The organism is Enterobacter sp. SLBN-59 (assembly GCF_024807915.1).
Classification (GTDB): domain Bacteria; phylum Pseudomonadota; class Gammaproteobacteria; order Enterobacterales; family Enterobacteriaceae; genus Enterobacter; species Enterobacter asburiae_B.
The window spans coordinates 3942931-3958843 of sequence record NZ_JANUFI010000001.1; the positions used below are offsets into that span (position 1 = coordinate 3942931).

The 15913-nt window shown below is 57.2% G+C and carries 12 protein-coding genes; 11 read left to right on the plus strand and 1 reads right to left on the minus strand.

The features are described 5' to 3' along the window. The first annotated feature begins 20 nt into the window (after window positions 1-20). The 8 genes from syd (at window position 21) to M2422_RS18865 (ending at window position 8374) form a co-directional block, all read left to right on the plus strand. Entirely contained in the window at window positions 21-566 is a 546-nt protein-coding gene (syd, locus tag M2422_RS18830; RefSeq protein ID WP_064673507.1) for a SecY-interacting protein, read from the plus strand. Window positions 567-1196: 630 nt separating this feature from the next. Continuing rightward, window positions 1197-1526: a YqcC family protein gene (locus M2422_RS18835; protein ID WP_033146428.1), complete on the plus strand. Its 330-nt coding sequence runs from the start codon at window positions 1197-1199 to the stop codon at window positions 1524-1526. Next, window positions 1523-2299, plus strand: a complete 777-nt coding sequence (gene truC, locus M2422_RS18840; RefSeq protein WP_033146427.1) for a tRNA pseudouridine(65) synthase TruC — start codon at window positions 1523-1525, stop codon at window positions 2297-2299. Before M2422_RS18835 ends, truC begins: the two co-directional genes overlap by 4 nt. Before the next feature lie 24 nt (window positions 2300-2323). Then, window positions 2324-2773, plus strand: coding sequence for a flavodoxin (locus M2422_RS18845; RefSeq protein WP_023294459.1), 450 nt, complete (start codon window positions 2324-2326; stop codon window positions 2771-2773). A 335-nt stretch (window positions 2774-3108) separates the two neighbouring features. Continuing rightward, entirely contained in the window at window positions 3109-4464 is a 1356-nt protein-coding gene (gudP, locus tag M2422_RS18850; RefSeq protein WP_023309021.1) for a galactarate/glucarate/glycerate transporter GudP, read from the plus strand. Next, window positions 4464-5804, plus strand: a complete 1341-nt coding sequence (locus M2422_RS18855) for a glucarate dehydratase family protein (RefSeq protein ID WP_259141897.1) — start codon at window positions 4464-4466, stop codon at window positions 5802-5804. The genes gudP and M2422_RS18855 overlap by 1 nt, the downstream gene beginning before the upstream one ends. 15 nt (window positions 5805-5819) lie before the next feature. Beyond that, window positions 5820-7157 carry a glucarate dehydratase gene (gene gudD, locus M2422_RS18860; protein ID WP_064673509.1) on the plus strand — a complete coding sequence of 446 codons (1338 nt, stop codon included), beginning with the start codon at window positions 5820-5822 and terminating at the stop codon, window positions 7155-7157. A 77-nt stretch (window positions 7158-7234) separates the two neighbouring features. Further along, the gene (locus tag M2422_RS18865) at window positions 7235-8374 is read left to right on the plus strand and encodes a glycerate kinase (RefSeq protein ID WP_064673510.1); all 1140 of its coding nucleotides are present in this window, start codon (window positions 7235-7237) and stop codon (window positions 8372-8374) included. An 83-nt stretch (window positions 8375-8457) separates the two neighbouring features. On the opposite strand, the gene barA is transcribed toward M2422_RS18865, so the two are convergent. Continuing rightward, a complete protein-coding gene (gene barA / locus M2422_RS18870) occupies window positions 8458-11217 on the minus strand; it encodes a two-component sensor histidine kinase BarA (RefSeq protein ID WP_064673511.1) in 2760 nt (919 codons plus the stop codon). 57 nt (window positions 11218-11274) lie between these two features. Between barA and rlmD the strand changes: the two genes are divergently transcribed. The 3 genes from rlmD (at window position 11275) to mazG (ending at window position 15717) form a co-directional block, all read left to right on the plus strand. After that, window positions 11275-12573: a 23S rRNA (uracil(1939)-C(5))-methyltransferase RlmD gene (rlmD, locus tag M2422_RS18875; RefSeq protein ID WP_064673512.1), complete on the plus strand. Its 1299-nt coding sequence runs from the start codon at window positions 11275-11277 to the stop codon at window positions 12571-12573. 51 nt (window positions 12574-12624) lie between these two features. Further along, a complete protein-coding gene (relA, locus tag M2422_RS18880) occupies window positions 12625-14856 on the plus strand; it encodes a GTP diphosphokinase (RefSeq protein ID WP_029741552.1) in 2232 nt (743 codons plus the stop codon). Window positions 14857-14925: 69 nt separating this feature from the next. Next, the gene (gene mazG, locus M2422_RS18885; RefSeq protein WP_259141903.1) at window positions 14926-15717 is read left to right on the plus strand and encodes a nucleoside triphosphate pyrophosphohydrolase; all 792 of its coding nucleotides are present in this window, start codon (window positions 14926-14928) and stop codon (window positions 15715-15717) included. Window positions 15718-15913 lie beyond the last annotated feature (196 nt).

Sequence of the window (15913 nt, forward strand, 5' to 3'; positions counted from 1 at the left end):
TGACAAGAAGAGAGAAATCGGTGGACATCGAAACTGCAAATGCCCTCACTAGCTTCACGACCCGCTATTGCGACGCATGGCATGAAAAGGACCAGACATGGCCGCAAAGTGCTGATTTGTATGGCGTACCTTCGCCGTGCATTATCTCTTCAGTCGACGATTACGTTATCTGGCAACCAAAACCTTTCGACGGCGAGCAAAATGTAAATGCGGTTGAGCGGGCAATGGACATTGTGGTACAACCAGCGGTTCATGCATTTTATACCACGCAGTTCGCAGGGGATATGCCTGCGCGCTTTGCTGATATCACGCTGACGCTGTTGCAGACCTGGAGCGAAGACGATCTGCAGCGTGTTCAGGAAAACCTGATTGGTCACCTGGTCACGCAAAAACGCCTGAAGCTATCTCCGACGCTCTTTATTGCCACGCTGGACAGCGAACTGGATGTGTTATCCGTCTGTAACCTGTCAGGTGAAGTGGTTAAAGAGACTATCGGCACCCGCAATCGCGAGACTCTCGCCCCCTCTCTTGCGGATTTCCTTACCCGACTTGAGCCACTTCTGTAATCCATGATGCTATAGCGCGTGTGAGAGATCTCTTACAACGTTTGTGAGAGATCGCTGAAGATTCAGTATTACCTCATTTAATTCAGATTAATATCGCTCTGTTTTTCAATGAATTACCTGTTCATCGTATTGTTTTTAGGGATTTCTTACGGCTTACAACCCAGAAAGGGTGGGTTGTAAGACGAAGCGGAATAGCGGATTCTATTTCTGTCGACAGGACGCCGACACGAGAAACGAACATCAGGATGATGGCGTTTCTCACACAGGACTCGTCAGGATGGCGCTTCAGGAAGGCTTCAGGATGAAGCGAAGTGGATAACGCAGGATGCGTAAGGGACACCTCCAGGAAGGAGAACGAGAGCCGGTCAGGATGGTCGGTGGGTCAGGAAGGCCGGGACGTTTCAGGATGAGACAAACACGTCAGGAAGATGTGTGCAGGATGCATCGGCTTACGGATGACCAGGCCTTCGGGCGTCAGGAAAAGTTGTCACGGATGAGCAGGGAGCACGAATTGTAGCTGGAATGCTGCGAAACGAACCGGGAGCACTGTTTTTACAGTGCTCCCTTTTTTTATTTCTGCCTTCCGCAATGCTATGCTGCGCGCCGTTCACTTTTTCAGTTGAGGTTACTATGACGCAACACGATAGCGTTCGTGCTCAGTTGCACGCCATCGAAGCCCTTTTGCGCCAACATCAGCTGTGGCAGGAGACCGCGCCGCAGCCAGAAGCGTTCGCGAGCACTCAGCCCTTCTGCCTGGATACGCTGGCCCCGTTTGAATGGCTGCAGTGGGTGTTAATTCCGCGCATGCACGCCCTGCTTGAGGGCGGTCACCCGCTTCCGCAGGCGTTTGCTGTCTCTCCCTATTATGAAATGGCGCTCGAGACGACCCACCCTGCGCGCGACGTGATGCTGGTCGAACTGGAAAAACTGGATGCCCTGTTTGCCGGTGAAGATGCATGACGCTTGAGATCCTCTATCAGGACGAGTGGCTGGTGGCGGTGAATAAACCGTCAGGCTGGCTGGTACACCGTAGCTGGCTCGATCGCGATGAGAAAGTGGTGGTGATGCAGACCGTTCGCGACCAGATTGGTCAGCATGTTTTTACCGCCCATCGTCTCGACAGGCCGACCTCCGGCGTGCTGCTGATGGGGCTTTCCAGCGAGGCGGGGCGTCTGCTGTCACAGCAGTTTGAACAGCATCAGATGCAAAAGCGCTACCACGCGATCGTGCGCGGCTGGCTGACGGAAGCCGCCACGCTGGACTATCCGCTGGTGGAGGAACTGGACAAAATCGCCGATAAATTTGCCCGCGATGACAAAGGTTCGCAGCCCGCAGTAACGGATTATCGCGGCATGGCGACGACCGAAATGCCGGTTGCAACCAGCAAATTCCCGACCACACGCTACAGCCTGGTTGAGCTTTTGCCTAAAACCGGGCGTAAGCACCAGCTGCGACGCCATCTTGCGCACCTGCGCCACCCGATTATTGGTGACAGCAAACACGGTGATTTGCGCCAGAACCGCAGTGCGGCCGAACACTTTGGCTGCCATCGTCTGATGCTGCACGCCAGCGAGCTGAGCCTGACGCACCCGTTTACCGGCGAACCGCTGACCATCCGTGCGGGGCTGGACGACGTCTGGATGCAGGCGCTGTCACAGTTTGGCTGGCTGGGACAACTCCCCGAAAATGAAAGGGTTGAGTTTGTATCGGGCAACGTTCAGGATGAACGGTAAACGCATTCATTATGGGAAAATATCATGGCTGAAGTAGGCATTTTTGTCGGCACAATGTACGGCAACTCGCTGCTGGTAGCGGAAGAGGCTGAGGCAATACTCGCCAGCCAGGGCCATAAAGCCACGGTCTATGAAGATCCGGAACTGGCAGACTGGGAAAAGTATAAAGATAAATACATTCTGGTGGTGACCTCCACCACCGGGCAGGGCGATCTGCCGGACAGCATCGTGCCGCTGTTTCAGGGCATTAAAGACCAGCTTGGCTATCAGCCGGACGTACACTACGGCATCATTGCCCTGGGCGACAGCTCTTACGCCAACTTCTGCGGCGGCGGCAAGCAGTTCGATGCGCTCCTTCAGGAGCAGAGCGCCCAGCGCGTCGGCGAGATGCTGCTGATTGATGCCGGTGAGCATCCTGAACCCGAAAGCGAATCGAACCCGTGGGTGGAGAACTGGGCCTCCCTTCTCAAATAACACTCTGCCCGGCGGCGCTTCGCTTGCGCGGGCCTGCGGGTTTTTCAGGCCGGGTAAGGCATAGCCGCCACCCGGCGATACACCCCGCTCCAAACGCCAAATCCGTGAACCACCTTCCATTCCCCTGGGCTTATGCCATAAACAACCTCTCATGCACCCTTCAATACTGTGTTTTTGCACGGTGAGAGAACGTACCACTCCTTCATATACTTTCCCGGTCACTATAAAACGGCGTCAGGCCGTACCAAAACGACAAAACACCAATCTCATTCTGATTACCCTACCGGTGCTGTACAGAATGAACCAGGCGAAAGCTATGTTTCAGGAGTGCAACAATGAGTACATTAAGCCACGCAGCGAGCAGCGCTGAAAAGCGCACTAATGCCCGCTACTGGATAGTGGTGATGCTGTTTATCGTCACATCCTTTAACTATGGTGACCGCGCCACGCTGTCGATTGCTGGTTCGGAAATGGCAAAAGATATCGGCCTTGATCCGGTGGGCATGGGTTACGTTTTCTCCGCATTCTCATGGGCCTACGTCATCGGGCAAATTCCTGGCGGCTGGCTGCTGGACCGTTTTGGATCTAAACGCGTCTATTTCTGGTCCATCTTTATCTGGTCGATGTTTACCCTGTTGCAGGGTTTCGTCGATATCTTCAGCGGCTTCGGCATTATCGTGGCGCTCTTCACGCTGCGCTTCCTGGTAGGCTTAGCGGAAGCACCTTCCTTCCCGGGGAACAGCCGTATTGTCGCTGCCTGGTTCCCGGCGCAGGAGAGGGGAACGGCGGTGGCGATTTTCAACTCCGCACAGTACTTCGCGACGGTGATCTTCGCGCCAATCATGGGCTGGCTGACGCATGAGGTGGGCTGGTCGCACGTCTTCTTCTTCATGGGCGGGCTTGGGATCGTCATCAGCTTCGTCTGGCTGAAAGTGATCCACGAACCCAATCAGCATCCTGGCGTGAACAAAAAAGAGCTGGAGTACATCGCGGAAGGCGGCGCGCTGATCAATATGGATCAGAAATCCGCAAAAGCAAAAGTCCCGTTCAGCCAGAAATGGGCGCAGATCAAGCAGCTCGTCGGCTCGCGCATGATGATCGGCATCTATCTGGGCCAGTACTGTATTAACGCCTTAACCTACTTCTTCATCACCTGGTTCCCGGTATACCTGGTGCAGGCACGCGGCATGTCGATTCTGAAAGCGGGATTTGTCGCGTCGGTCCCGGCAATCTGCGGCTTCGTCGGCGGCGTGCTCGGCGGAGTGATTTCCGACTGGCTGATGCGCCGTACCGGCTCGCTGAACATTGCGCGTAAAACCCCGATTGTGCTCGGCATGCTGCTCTCCATGACCATGGTGTTCTGTAACTACGTCAACGCTGAATGGATGATTATCGGCTTTATGGCGATGGCCTTCTTCGGCAAAGGCATTGGCGCGCTGGGCTGGGCGGTGATGGCGGATACGGCGCCGAAAGAGATCAGCGGCCTGAGCGGCGGCCTGTTCAACATGTTCGGCAACATCTCCGGGATTGTTACGCCCATCGCTATCGGCTACATCGTCGGTACCACCGGCTCTTTCAACGGTGCGCTAATCTACGTAGGTGTGCATGCGCTGGTGGCGGTGCTGAGTTACCTGGTGCTGGTGGGGGATATCAAACGCGTCGAACTTAAACCTGTTGCGGAGCGTGGATAATGACAACGCAATCGAGCCCAACCGTTACGGAGATGAAGGTCATCCCGGTGGCCGGGCAGGACAGCATGCTGCTCAATATCGGCGGGGCGCATAGCGCCTGGTTTACCCGTAATATCGTCGTGCTGAAAGACAGCGCAGGGCATACCGGCGTGGGCGAAGCCCCGGGCGGAGAGGTGATTTACCAGACGCTGGTCGATGCCATTCCGCAGGTGGTGGGCCAGGAGGTCGCCCGTCTGAACAAGGTGGTTCAGCGGGTGCATAAGGGCAATCAGTCGGCAGACTTTGATACGTTCGGTAAAGGTGCCTGGACGTTTGAACTGCGCGTCAACGCGGTCGCCGCGCTGGAGGCCGCCCTGCTCGATTTACTGGGTAAGGCGCTCAATGTTCCGGTTTGCGAGCTGCTGGGGCCCGGCAAACAGCGTGATGCGGTCACCGTGCTGGGCTATCTGTTCTACGTTGGCGATCGCTATAAGACCGACCTCCCTTATCTGGCTCGATCCACGGGCGATCACGACTGGTATCACCTGCGCCACCAGGAAGCGCTCTCCAGCGACGCGGTCGTGCATCTGGCCGAGGCGGCGCAGGATCGCTACGGCTTTAAGGATTTCAAACTGAAGGGCGGCGTGCTGCCCGGCGAGCAGGAGATTGATACGGCCCGGGCGCTGAAAAAACGCTTTGCTGATGCGCGGATCACCGTCGATCCCAACGGCGCCTGGCTGCTGGAGGAAGCGATTAGCCTGTGCAAAGGGCTGGAGGATGTCCTGACCTATGCGGAAGACCCCTGCGGTGCGGAGCAAGGCTTCTCGGGCCGTGAAGTCATGGCCGAGTTTCGTCGCGCCACCGGGCTGCCTGTCGCGACCAATATGATCGCCACCAACTGGCGTGAAATGGGTCATGCGGTGATGCTGAACGCCGTCGACATTCCGCTGGCGGACCCTCACTTCTGGACGCTTTCAGGTGCAGTGCGCGTGGCGCAGCTGTGCGATGACTGGGGGCTGACCTGGGGCTGTCACTCTAACAACCACTTTGATATTTCGCTGGCGATGTTTACCCACGTTGGCGCGGCGGCGCCGGGTAACCCGACCGCCATCGATACCCACTGGATTTGGCAGGAAGGGGAAGCCCGCCTGACGAAAAATCCGCTGGAAATCATCAACGGCAAGATTGCCGTACCGGATGCGCCGGGCCTGGGCGTGGAGATTGACTGGGATCAGATCCATAAAGCCCATGAGGCGTATAAAAAGCTACCGGGCGGCGCGCGTAACGACGCGGGCCCGATGCAGTACCTTATCCCCGGCTGGACATTTGACCGTAAGCGCCCTGTTTTTGGACGTCACTGATAAAAGGATTACACGATGAGTACTTTTACGACCCCTGTCGTCACTTCCATGCAAATCATTCCGGTTGCGGGCCATGACAGCATGCTGATGAACCTGAGCGGCGCGCATGCGCCATTCTTCACCCGCAATATTGTCATTATCAAAGACAATTCCGGGCATACGGGCGTGGGCGAAATTCCGGGCGGGGAGAAGATCCGCCAGACGCTTGAAGATGCCATTCCGCTGGTGGTGGGCAAAACGCTGGGTGAGTATAAAAATGTCCTCAACACCGTGCGCAATACCTTTGCCGATCGCGATGCCGGAGGGCGTGGCCTGCAGACTTTCGACCTGCGCACCACCATTCACGTGGTGACCGGGATTGAATCCGCGATGCTGGATCTGCTGGGTCAGCATCTGGGCGTTAACGTTGCGTCGCTGTTGGGCGAGGGGCAGCAGCGCAGCGAAGTGGAAATGCTGGGCTATCTGTTCTTTGTCGGCGACCGCAGGCTGACGCCATTGCCTTATCAGAGCCAGCCGGGTGAACAATGCGACTGGTACCGACTTCGCCACGACGAGGCGATGACCCCGGATGCGGTGGTGCGCCTGGCGGAAGCCGCGTACGAAAAATATGGCTTTAATGATTTCAAACTGAAGGGCGGCGTGCTTGCCGGTGAGGAAGAGGCGGAAGCCGTTACCGCGCTGGCAAAACGTTTCCCGCAGGCGCGCGTGACGCTGGATCCGAACGGCGCGTGGTCGCTAAATGAGGCCATTGCGATCGGTAAACAGCTGAAAGGCGTTCTGGCGTATGCGGAAGATCCGTGTGGGGCTGAGCAAGGCTTCTCAGGACGTGAAGTCATGGCGGAATTTCGCCGCGCAACGGGGCTGCCGACCGCGACCAATATGATTGCCACCGACTGGCGTCAGATGGGACACACCCTGTCCTTGCAGTCTGTCGACATTCCGCTGGCGGACCCGCACTTCTGGACGATGCAGGGGTCGGTGCGCGTGGCGCAAATGTGCCACGAGTTTGGCCTGACCTGGGGCTCGCACTCTAACAACCACTTCGACGTGTCGCTGGCGATGTTCACGCACGTTGCCGCCGCCGCGCCGGGCACGATTACCGCTATCGACACGCACTGGATCTGGCAGGAGGGTAACCAGCGTCTGACTAAGCAGCCGTTTGAGATCAAAGGTGGCATGGTGCAGGTGCCTTCCACGCCGGGTCTGGGGGTTGAGCTGGATATGAACCAGGTCATGAAAGCCCATGAGCTGTATCAAAAACACGGTCTGGGCGCGCGTGACGACGCCATGGCGATGCAGTATCTGATCCCTGACTGGACATTCGACAATAAACGCCCGTGCATGGTACGATAAACGCATTGGGACCGCTCCCACAAGCGGTCTTTTACGTGGTGTATGCTTAACGTAACGACTATGCGTAAGGATGGCTTATGAAAATTGTTATCGCACCGGACTCGTATAAGGAAAGTTTGAGTGCGCTTGAGGTTGCGACAGCGATAGAACGTGGTTTTCGCGAGATCTTTCCCGAGGCGGTTTACGTCAAACTGCCGGTTGCGGACGGTGGCGAAGGGACGGTTGAGGCGATGATCGCGGCAACGCAGGGACGCATTGTGCATGTTCCGGTGACCGGCCCGCTGGGTGAGCGCGTGGAAGGGTTTTATGGCTTATCCGGTGACGAGCAAAGTGCCTTTATTGAAATGGCGGCGGCAAGCGGCCTGGAGCTGGTCGTCCCTTCGCAGCGTAATCCCCTGAAAACCACCTCATGGGGCACGGGCGAACTTATTCGTCACGCGCTGGATGCGGGCGTTAAGCATATCATCATCGGCATTGGCGGCAGCGCCACCAATGACGGCGGAGCAGGGATGGTGCAGGCGCTGGGGGCAAAGCTGCTGGGCGACAGCGGGCAGCCCCTTGGGCAGGGCGGGGGCGAGCTGGGAAAACTCGCGCGTATCGACCTGAGCGGGCTGGACAGACGTCTGGCGGAGTGCCGGATAGAGGTCGCCTGTGATGTGACGAATCCGCTCACCGGAAAGGATGGCGCGTCAGCCGTATTTGGCCCGCAAAAGGGGGCCACATCCGAGATGATCGTCACCCTGGACAACGCGCTGGCGCAGTATGCGAGAGTCATTGCCCGGGATCTGGATATCGACGTGCTAAACCTTGCTGGCGGCGGCGCGGCTGGTGGCATGGGGGCCGCGCTGTACGCCTTTTGCGGCGCGGAGCTGCGCCAGGGCATTGAGATCGTGACCGATGCGCTACACCTGGCCGACCAGGTGGCCGATGCGGATCTGGTGATCACGGGAGAAGGCCGCATCGACAGCCAGACGATCCACGGCAAAGTCCCGGTGGGCGTGGCGAAAGTGGCGAAACGCTTTAACAAACCCGTCATCGGCATTGCAGGCAGCCTGACGGCGGACGTTGGCGTGGTACACGATCACGGCATTGATGCGGTGTTTAGCGTGATCTACACCATCTGCTCGCTGGAGGATGCGCTGGAAAATGCCAGCGAGAACGTCAGGATGGCCGCAAGGAATATCGCGGCGGTGCTGAAGGTGGGGCAGGGAATGTAGTTCTCCCTCTCCCTGTGGGTGAGGGCATCAGGCCGCACCCGCAATTGTAGGCCCGGTAAGCGTAGCGCCACCGGGCTTTTATCTCAGCTTCCCAGCAACTTCATCGCTTCGCGCGTTACGTTATCCATCTCATCCAGCAGCTCCAGGAACTCCGGTTCAAGCTCCGATTCCGGCGTGCCGGCACGCAGCTGCTGCTCCAGCAGCTGGCAAAGGTTTTTCAGCCGCGGTACGCCGCTGTACCCACAGCTGCCGTGCAGCTTGTGGATCGCCTCCAGCAGCGCTTCCGGATTTTCACCCACCAGCTGCTCTTCTACCTTATTGCGAATTTCCGGCAGAAAGGCGACCAGCATTTGCAGCATTTCGCGGGCTAAATCGGGTTTACCTGCCGCCTGGCGCAGCGCGAGCTGCCAGTCAAAGGTCGCGTTCTGGTTGACGCTGATTTCAACCGGCTCGCTGGAAACCGTGTACGTCCCGCTAATGTGACCCGGCTTATAGCGTAACAGCAGGTTATGAAGTTTCTCTTCATCGATGGGCTTCGCCAGATAGTCATTCATTCCGGCGCTCAGCAGCTTCTCTTTCTGACCGGCCATCGCGTGCGCGGTGACCGCAATGACCGGGGTTTGCTGCTGGTGCGGCAGTTGGTGGATCAGCTCGCAGGCCCGAATGCCATCCATGCCCGGCATCTGAATATCCATCAGGATTAAATCGAACTGCATCTGCTTCGCCTGTTCAACCGCCTGCGCGCCGCTGGTGCAGAGCTCAACGTGCTGAACCTGGTCCTCAAGCAATGCGCCAATCAGCTTCAGGTTGGCCTGATTATCATCCACCGCCATCACGCTCATCGGCAATTTTTGCTCGTCGTTAATCAGAGGGAGAGCATGCTGGCTAAGACGGCAATACTCCGTGAGCGCGGGCAGGAGGCGGGTTGAGGTGAGCGGCTTAAGCAGACACGCGGCGGCTCCGTCGTTTTTCAACTCCTCTGCATTAATCTGGGCATGGCAGGGTAGCGCCAGCAGCAGATAGTCGGTCATTGAGGCGGCTTTCGCCAGCCGCTCCTGCTGCATGGTCAGTTCGCCGGTGAAGGTGACCGGGATCCCCATCAGCAGAATATCGTAATGCTCAACGGCAAGCGCTGAGAAGGTTGGGCTGTAAACTACCTCCAGCGGCGTGGTGCTTAAAATATCGAGCGCACACTGCGCTGCCGCCGCGTTAGGTTCGACGTAGGCCAGGCGCTTGCCTTTCAGGCAGTCCGTCACCGGGCCATCGGTCAAAACGTTCGGATTGAGGTCCAGATTAATGTGGAACCAGAAGGTTGAACCGCGGTTCGGCTGGCTGTGGAAAGAGATATCGCCGCCCATCTCGTTCACCAGGCGCTGCGTGATCACCAGCCCCAGGCCGGTACCGCCATGACGGCGGGAGATACTGGCGTCCGCCTGACGGAACGCCTGGAACAGACGCGACTGATCCCGCTCAGGAATACCGATGCCGGTATCGCGGATCTGGACTTCAATCTGCACCTTATTGCTGCTGATAGAGCGTTTTTCTACCAGAATGTCAATGTTACCGCTTTCGGTGAATTTAATCGCATTCCCGACAAGGTTGGTAATGACCTGCTGCAGGCGCAGCGGATCGCCAATGACGTTATCCGGCACGTCGTTTTTAATGTTGAGCGTCAGCTCAAGGCCCTTGTCGTGCGACGAGTGCGCGAGCAGCGTCACCACCTCATCGAGCGTACTGCGCAGCGGGAACGGAATGCTTTCCAGGATCAGCTTGCCCGCTTCCAGCTTGGAGAAGTCCAGCACGTCGTTGATGATCGCCAGCAGGTTGTTGGCCGAGCGTTCAATGGTGTGCAGGTGATCGCGCTGAGTCGGGTTGAGCTCGCTTTTCAGCGTCAGGCGGGTAAAGCCGATCACGCCATTGAGCGGCGTACGCAGCTCGTGCGACATATTGGCCAGGAATTCCGACTTAATACGTGCCGCTTCCTGGGCGCGTTTTTTCGCCAGATCCAGCTCAACGTTCTGGATCTCCATCTGCTCCAGCGTTTCGCGCAGGTCGGACGTGGCCTGGTCAACGTTGTGCTGCATCTCTTCGTGATACGCCGCCAGCGACATGGCCATCGAGTTGATGCCGTTCTTCAGCATGTCCAGCTCGCCCAGCATAAACCCTTCCACCCGGCTGTCGAGCTGTCCCCGGCGGATGCGGTCAACCGTATTAACCATGTTGCGGATGGGGCCCGTCACGTCGCGCATCAGGCGCCAGCCGAAGATCAGCGCAATGCCAATGCAGAACAGCATCATCACGCCAGAGATAAAAATTTCTTTGTACTGCTGTAGCCGGACCGACTTGAGATCCAGCTCCAGCGCCACATATCCCAGCATATTGTTGCTGGATTTGGCATCGGATTGCGCAGACTCATCGGGTGAATAGCTTTCCGACACGATCGGCGTGCGCAGGATCATGATATCGCCGCGCCGCAAGACGGTGAGGTGGCGCGGGAATGGCGTACCGTCCGGGATCTTCAGGGCCGCCGGATCGAGATGAAAATTCGAGGTGACAAACAGGCGGTTATGTTCGTCGTAAACGGAAATGGCGCGTACGATGTCCGAGTGACGGCGGTGGAGCACGCTGATTAACTGGCCAATGGATTCGCGGTTTTGCAGGTTCATGCCGTACTCGCTGGAAACGGCAAGCGGTTCGATAATGCTGGCACCTGCATCTTCAAGCTGCCGCTGCAAATCGTTATAGCGGTGCACCACAAAGAAGATACTCAGCAGCAAACCGATGAGAACGGTGGGGGCGAGGATCAAAATCATCATGCGCGCGCGCAGGCTGTAGTTGGTCATGGCGTTCCGTTATGGGACAATTAAGATAATTATGTTTATGTGAGATAAATCTCGGCGATGGCGCAATTCTACTCTGCAAAGCGACGCGTGACGACGCGTCAAATCATTACTGTTGAAGCCTCGGACCTCGATCCGTTTGGTCAGGGAGTGGCACGTCACAACGGTAAGGCTCTGTTTATAACAGGTTTACTGCCGACAGAACGAGCAGAAATTACGCTGACGGAAGATAAACGCCAGTTCGCGCGCGGACAGGTTAAGCGTCGCCTCAACGATAGCCCGGAGCGCGTGAAGCCCCGCTGCCCACATTTTGGCGTTTGCGGAGGCTGCCAGCAACAGCATGCGAGCACAGAATTACAGCAAAAAAGCAAAAGCCGCGCGCTGGCGCGTCAGCTTAAACATGACGTTAACGAAATTCTCGCCGATGCGCCCTGGGGCTATCGGCGACGCGCGCGCCTGAGCCTCAGCTATCAGCCAAAAACGGCTCGTCTTGAGATGGGGTTTCGCAAGGCCGGTTCCAGTGACATTGTCGATGTGCAGCAGTGCCCTATTTTGGTGCACCATCTTGAAGCATTGCTTCCGGAGGTGCGCACCTGTCTCTCTGAACTGGACGGCGTTCGCCACCTCGGACATGTCGAACTGGTCATGGCCAACAATGGACCGCTGATGGTCCTGCGCCATACCGCGCCGCTGTCGAAAAAAGATCGCGAAAAACTGGAACGCTTTTCGCATTCCCACGACCTGGCGCTTTTCCTTGCCCCACAAAGCGAGATACTTGAGCAGGTTACCGGTGAGGCGCCCTGGTATGCGTCAAACGGGCTACGCTTAACGTTCAGCCCGCGGGATTTCATTCAGGTGAATGACGGCGTTAACCAACTGATGGTTGAGAAAGCGCTGACGTGGCTGGATGTTCAGAAAAGCGATCGGGTGCTCGATCTGTTCTGCGGAATGGGCAACTTCACGCTGCCGCTGGCGCGAAAAGCGGCCAGCGTCGTCGGCGTGGAAGGCGTCGAGGCGCTGGTGGCTAAAGGGCAGGAGAACGCGCAGCAGAACGGCTTGCAAAATGTGACATTCTTTCATCACAATCTTGAAGAAGATGTCACCCAACAGCCGTGGGCAAAACAGGGCTTTGATAAAATTTTGCTCGACCCGGCGCGGGCCGGTGCCCCGGGTGTGATGGCACATATTATTAAACTCGCGCCGAAGCGTGTGGTCTATGTTTCCTGTAACCCGGCAACGCTTGCCCGGGACAGCGAGGCATTAATCAGCGCGGGTTACCAGATTCAGCGTCTGGCAATGCTGGACATGTTCCCGCACACTGGACATCTGGAATCGATGGTGTTGTTCGAGCACATCTAATTTGTTTGGCTTGTCGACTTCGACAGGCCCAGGTCCCTAAAGGAGAGGACAATGGTTGCGGTAAGAAGTGCACATCTCAATAAAGCTGGGGAATTTGACCCACAAAAATGGATCGCAAGTCTGGGAATTTCCAGCCAGCAGTCGTGTGAACGCTTAACCGAAACCTGGGCCTATTGTCTGCGCACCACGCAGGGGCATCCCGACGCCGATCTTCTCCTGTGGCGCGGCGTGGAGATGGTGGAAATCTTATCCATGCTGAACATGGATATTGAAACGCTGCAGGCCGCGCTTCTCTTCCCCCTCGCGGATGCGGACGTGGTCAGCGAAGACGTGCTGCGCGACAGCGTCGGGAAATCCGTCGTCGAGCTGATCCACGGCGTGCGCGATATGGCGGCCATTCGCCAGCTCAAAGCCGCGCACACCGATTCCGTCTCCTCTGAGCAGGTCGATAACGTACGCCGGATGCTGCTGGCCATGGTGGATGATTTCCGCTGCGTGGTTATCAAGCTTGCCGAGCGTATTGCTCATCTGCGTGAGGTGAAGGATGCGCCGGAAGACGAGCGCGTGCTGGCGGCCAAAGAGTGTACAAATATCTATGCGCCGCTGGCGAACCGCTTAGGGATTGGTCAGCTGAAATGGGAGCTGGAAGATTACTGCTTCCGCTATCTGCACCCGGCGGAATATAAACGTATTGCCAAACTCCTGCACGAGCGCCGTATCGACCGCGAGCACTATATCGAGGAATTTGTCGGCGGGCTGCGCCAGGCGATGAAAGAAGAGAACGTGCGCGCCGAAGTCTACGGTCGGCCTAAGCATATCTACAGCATCTGGCGCAAAATGCAGAAGAAACACCTCGCCTTTGACGAGCTGTTTGACGTGCGCGCCGTGCGTATCGTGGCGGAGCGTCTGCAGGACTGCTACGCCGCGCTGGGGATAGTACACACTCACTTCCGTCATCTTCCCGATGAGTTCGATGACTATGTCGCCAACCCCAAACCGAACGGCTATCAGTCTATCCATACCGTTGTGCTTGGCCCTGGCGGCAAAACGGTCGAGATTCAGATTCGCACCAAACAGATGCACGAGGACGCCGAGCTGGGCGTGGCCGCGCACTGGAAATACAAAGAAGGCACGTCCGGCGGAGCGCGTTCTGGCCACGAAGACCGCATTGCCTGGCTGCGTAAGCTGATTGCGTGGCAGGAAGAGATGGCCGACTCCGGCGAGATGCTCGACGAAGTGCGCAGCCAGGTCTTTGACGATCGCGTGTACGTCTTTACCCCAAAAGGGGACGTTGTCGACCTGCCGGCGGGCTCTACGCCGCTCGATTTTGCCTACCACATCCACAGCGATGTGGGGCACCGCTGCATTGGGGCGAAAATTGGCGGACGTATCGTACCGTTCACCTATCAACTGCAGATGGGTGACCAGATTGAAATCATTACCCAGAAGCAGCCCAACCCGAGCCGTGACTGGCTTAACCCGAACCTGGGCTACGTCACCACCAGCCGCGGGCGCTCGAAAATTCACGCCTGGTTCCGTAAACAGGATCGTGACAAGAACATCCTTGCCGGTCGCCAGATCCTTGACGACGAGCTGGAGCATATCGGGATAAGCCTGAAAGAGGCGGAGAAATTCCTGCTGCCGCGCTACAACTTCAACGAGCTTGATGAGCTGCTAGCGGCCATTGGCGGCGGTGATATCCGTCTGAATCAGATGGTGAACTTCCTGCAGGCGCAGTTCAATAAGCCAAGCGCGGCAGAGCAGGACGCGGCGGCGCTGAAGCAGCTGCAGCAGAAAACCTACGCCCCGCAGCAGCGCAGCAAAGACAATGGTCGCGTGGTGGTTGAAGGCGTAGGTAACCTGATGCACCACATTGCCCGCTGCTGCCAGCCTATTCCGGGCGACGATATCGTCGGCTTTATCACCCAGGGACGCGGGATTTCGATTCACCGTTCTGACTGTGACCAGCTTGCCGAGCTGCAGTCGCATGCGCCGGAGCGCATCGTGGAAGCGGTTTGGGGTGAGAGCTATTCCGCCGGCTACTCGCTGGTGGTGCGCGTCACTGCCAACGACCGCAGCGGGCTGCTGCGCGACATCACGACCATTCTCGCCAACGAGAAGGTCAACGTTCTGGGCGTCGCCAGCCGCAGCGATACCCGCGAGCAGCTTGCCACCATCGATATGACCATCGAAATCTACAACCTGCAGGTGCTGGGCCGCGTGCTCGGCAAACTGAACCAGGTGCCGGATGTGATTGACGCGCGTCGTCTGCACGGCGGATAAGATTTCCCTCTTTTGTAGGCCGGGTAAGGCGTAAGCCGCCACCCGGCATTTTTTTATCAGGACATAACCATGACTCAAATCGACCGCCTGCTTGGCATCATGAAACGCCTGCGCGACCCGGAAAACGGCTGCCCGTGGGACAAAGAGCAGACTTTCGCCACCATTGCACCTTATACCCTCGAAGAAACCTACGAGGTGCTGGACGCCATTTCCCGCGAAGATTTTGACGACCTGCGCGGCGAGCTGGGCGACCTGCTGTTCCAGGTGGTGTTCTATGCGCAAATGGCGCAGGAAGAAGGGCGCTTTAACTTTGACGATATCTGCGCTGCCATCAGCGACAAGCTTGAGCGCCGTCATCCCCATATCTTCGGCGATGCCACCGCAGAGAATAGCGCTGAGGTGCTGGCCCGCTGGGAGCAGATCAAAAGCGCCGAGCGAGCGGAAAAATCCCAGCACTCGGCGCTGGATGATATTCCGCTGAGCCTGCCCGCGCTGATGCGCGCGCATAAAATCCAGAAACGCTGCTCCGCCGTCGGTTTTGACTGGACCTCCCTCGGCCCGGTGCTGGATAAAGTGCACGAAGAGATTGACGAAGTCATGCGCGAAGCGCAGCAGGCGGTGGTGGATGAAGCAAAGCTTGAGGAAGAGATGGGCGACCTGCTGTTTGCAACCGTCAACCTTTCTCGCCACCTGGGTGTAAAAGCGGAAACCGCCCTGCAAAAAGCCAACATAAAATTCGAACGACGCTTTCGCGAAGTTGAGCGGATTGTCGCCTCGCGAGGCCTGGAAATGAGCGGAATTGACCTCGAAGCGATGGAAGAAGTCTGGCAAGAAGTAAAGCGCCAGGAATCTGATCTCTAACGAGATTTTGCGATCAAGCGCAATTTGTGTGATTTTTTAAATGACAAGCGCTTGATTTGCGTCAAAAACATTTACCCAAAAGGGGCTATTTTCTCACTCCTTATGTTTGTCATGGCCTGGAATGGAGACGGAGAATGAAAGTTTGTGGCGCTCGCCGTGTTCGGGTATACTACTTTCCCGTCCTGGTTATTCCATC

Coding starts and splice junctions, on each gene's coding strand:
- M2422_RS18835 (WP_033146428.1), top strand. CDS start 1,197: ATGACGCAACACGATAGCGTTCGTGCTCAGTTGCACGCCATCGAAGCC.
- truC (WP_033146427.1), top strand. CDS start 1,523: ATGACGCTTGAGATCCTCTATCAGGACGAGTGGCTGGTGGCGGTGAAT.
- M2422_RS18845 (WP_023294459.1), top strand. CDS start 2,324: ATGGCTGAAGTAGGCATTTTTGTCGGCACAATGTACGGCAACTCGCTG.
- gudP (WP_023309021.1), top strand. CDS start 3,109: ATGAGTACATTAAGCCACGCAGCGAGCAGCGCTGAAAAGCGCACTAAT.
- M2422_RS18855 (WP_259141897.1), top strand. CDS start 4,464: ATGACAACGCAATCGAGCCCAACCGTTACGGAGATGAAGGTCATCCCG.
- gudD (WP_064673509.1), top strand. CDS start 5,820: ATGAGTACTTTTACGACCCCTGTCGTCACTTCCATGCAAATCATTCCG.
- M2422_RS18865 (WP_064673510.1), top strand. CDS start 7,235: ATGAAAATTGTTATCGCACCGGACTCGTATAAGGAAAGTTTGAGTGCG.
- barA (WP_064673511.1), bottom strand. CDS start 11,217: ATGACCAACTACAGCCTGCGCGCGCGCATGATGATTTTGATCCTCGCC.
- rlmD (WP_064673512.1), top strand. CDS start 11,275: ATGGCGCAATTCTACTCTGCAAAGCGACGCGTGACGACGCGTCAAATC.
- relA (WP_029741552.1), top strand. CDS start 12,625: ATGGTTGCGGTAAGAAGTGCACATCTCAATAAAGCTGGGGAATTTGAC.
- mazG (WP_259141903.1), top strand. CDS start 14,926: ATGACTCAAATCGACCGCCTGCTTGGCATCATGAAACGCCTGCGCGAC.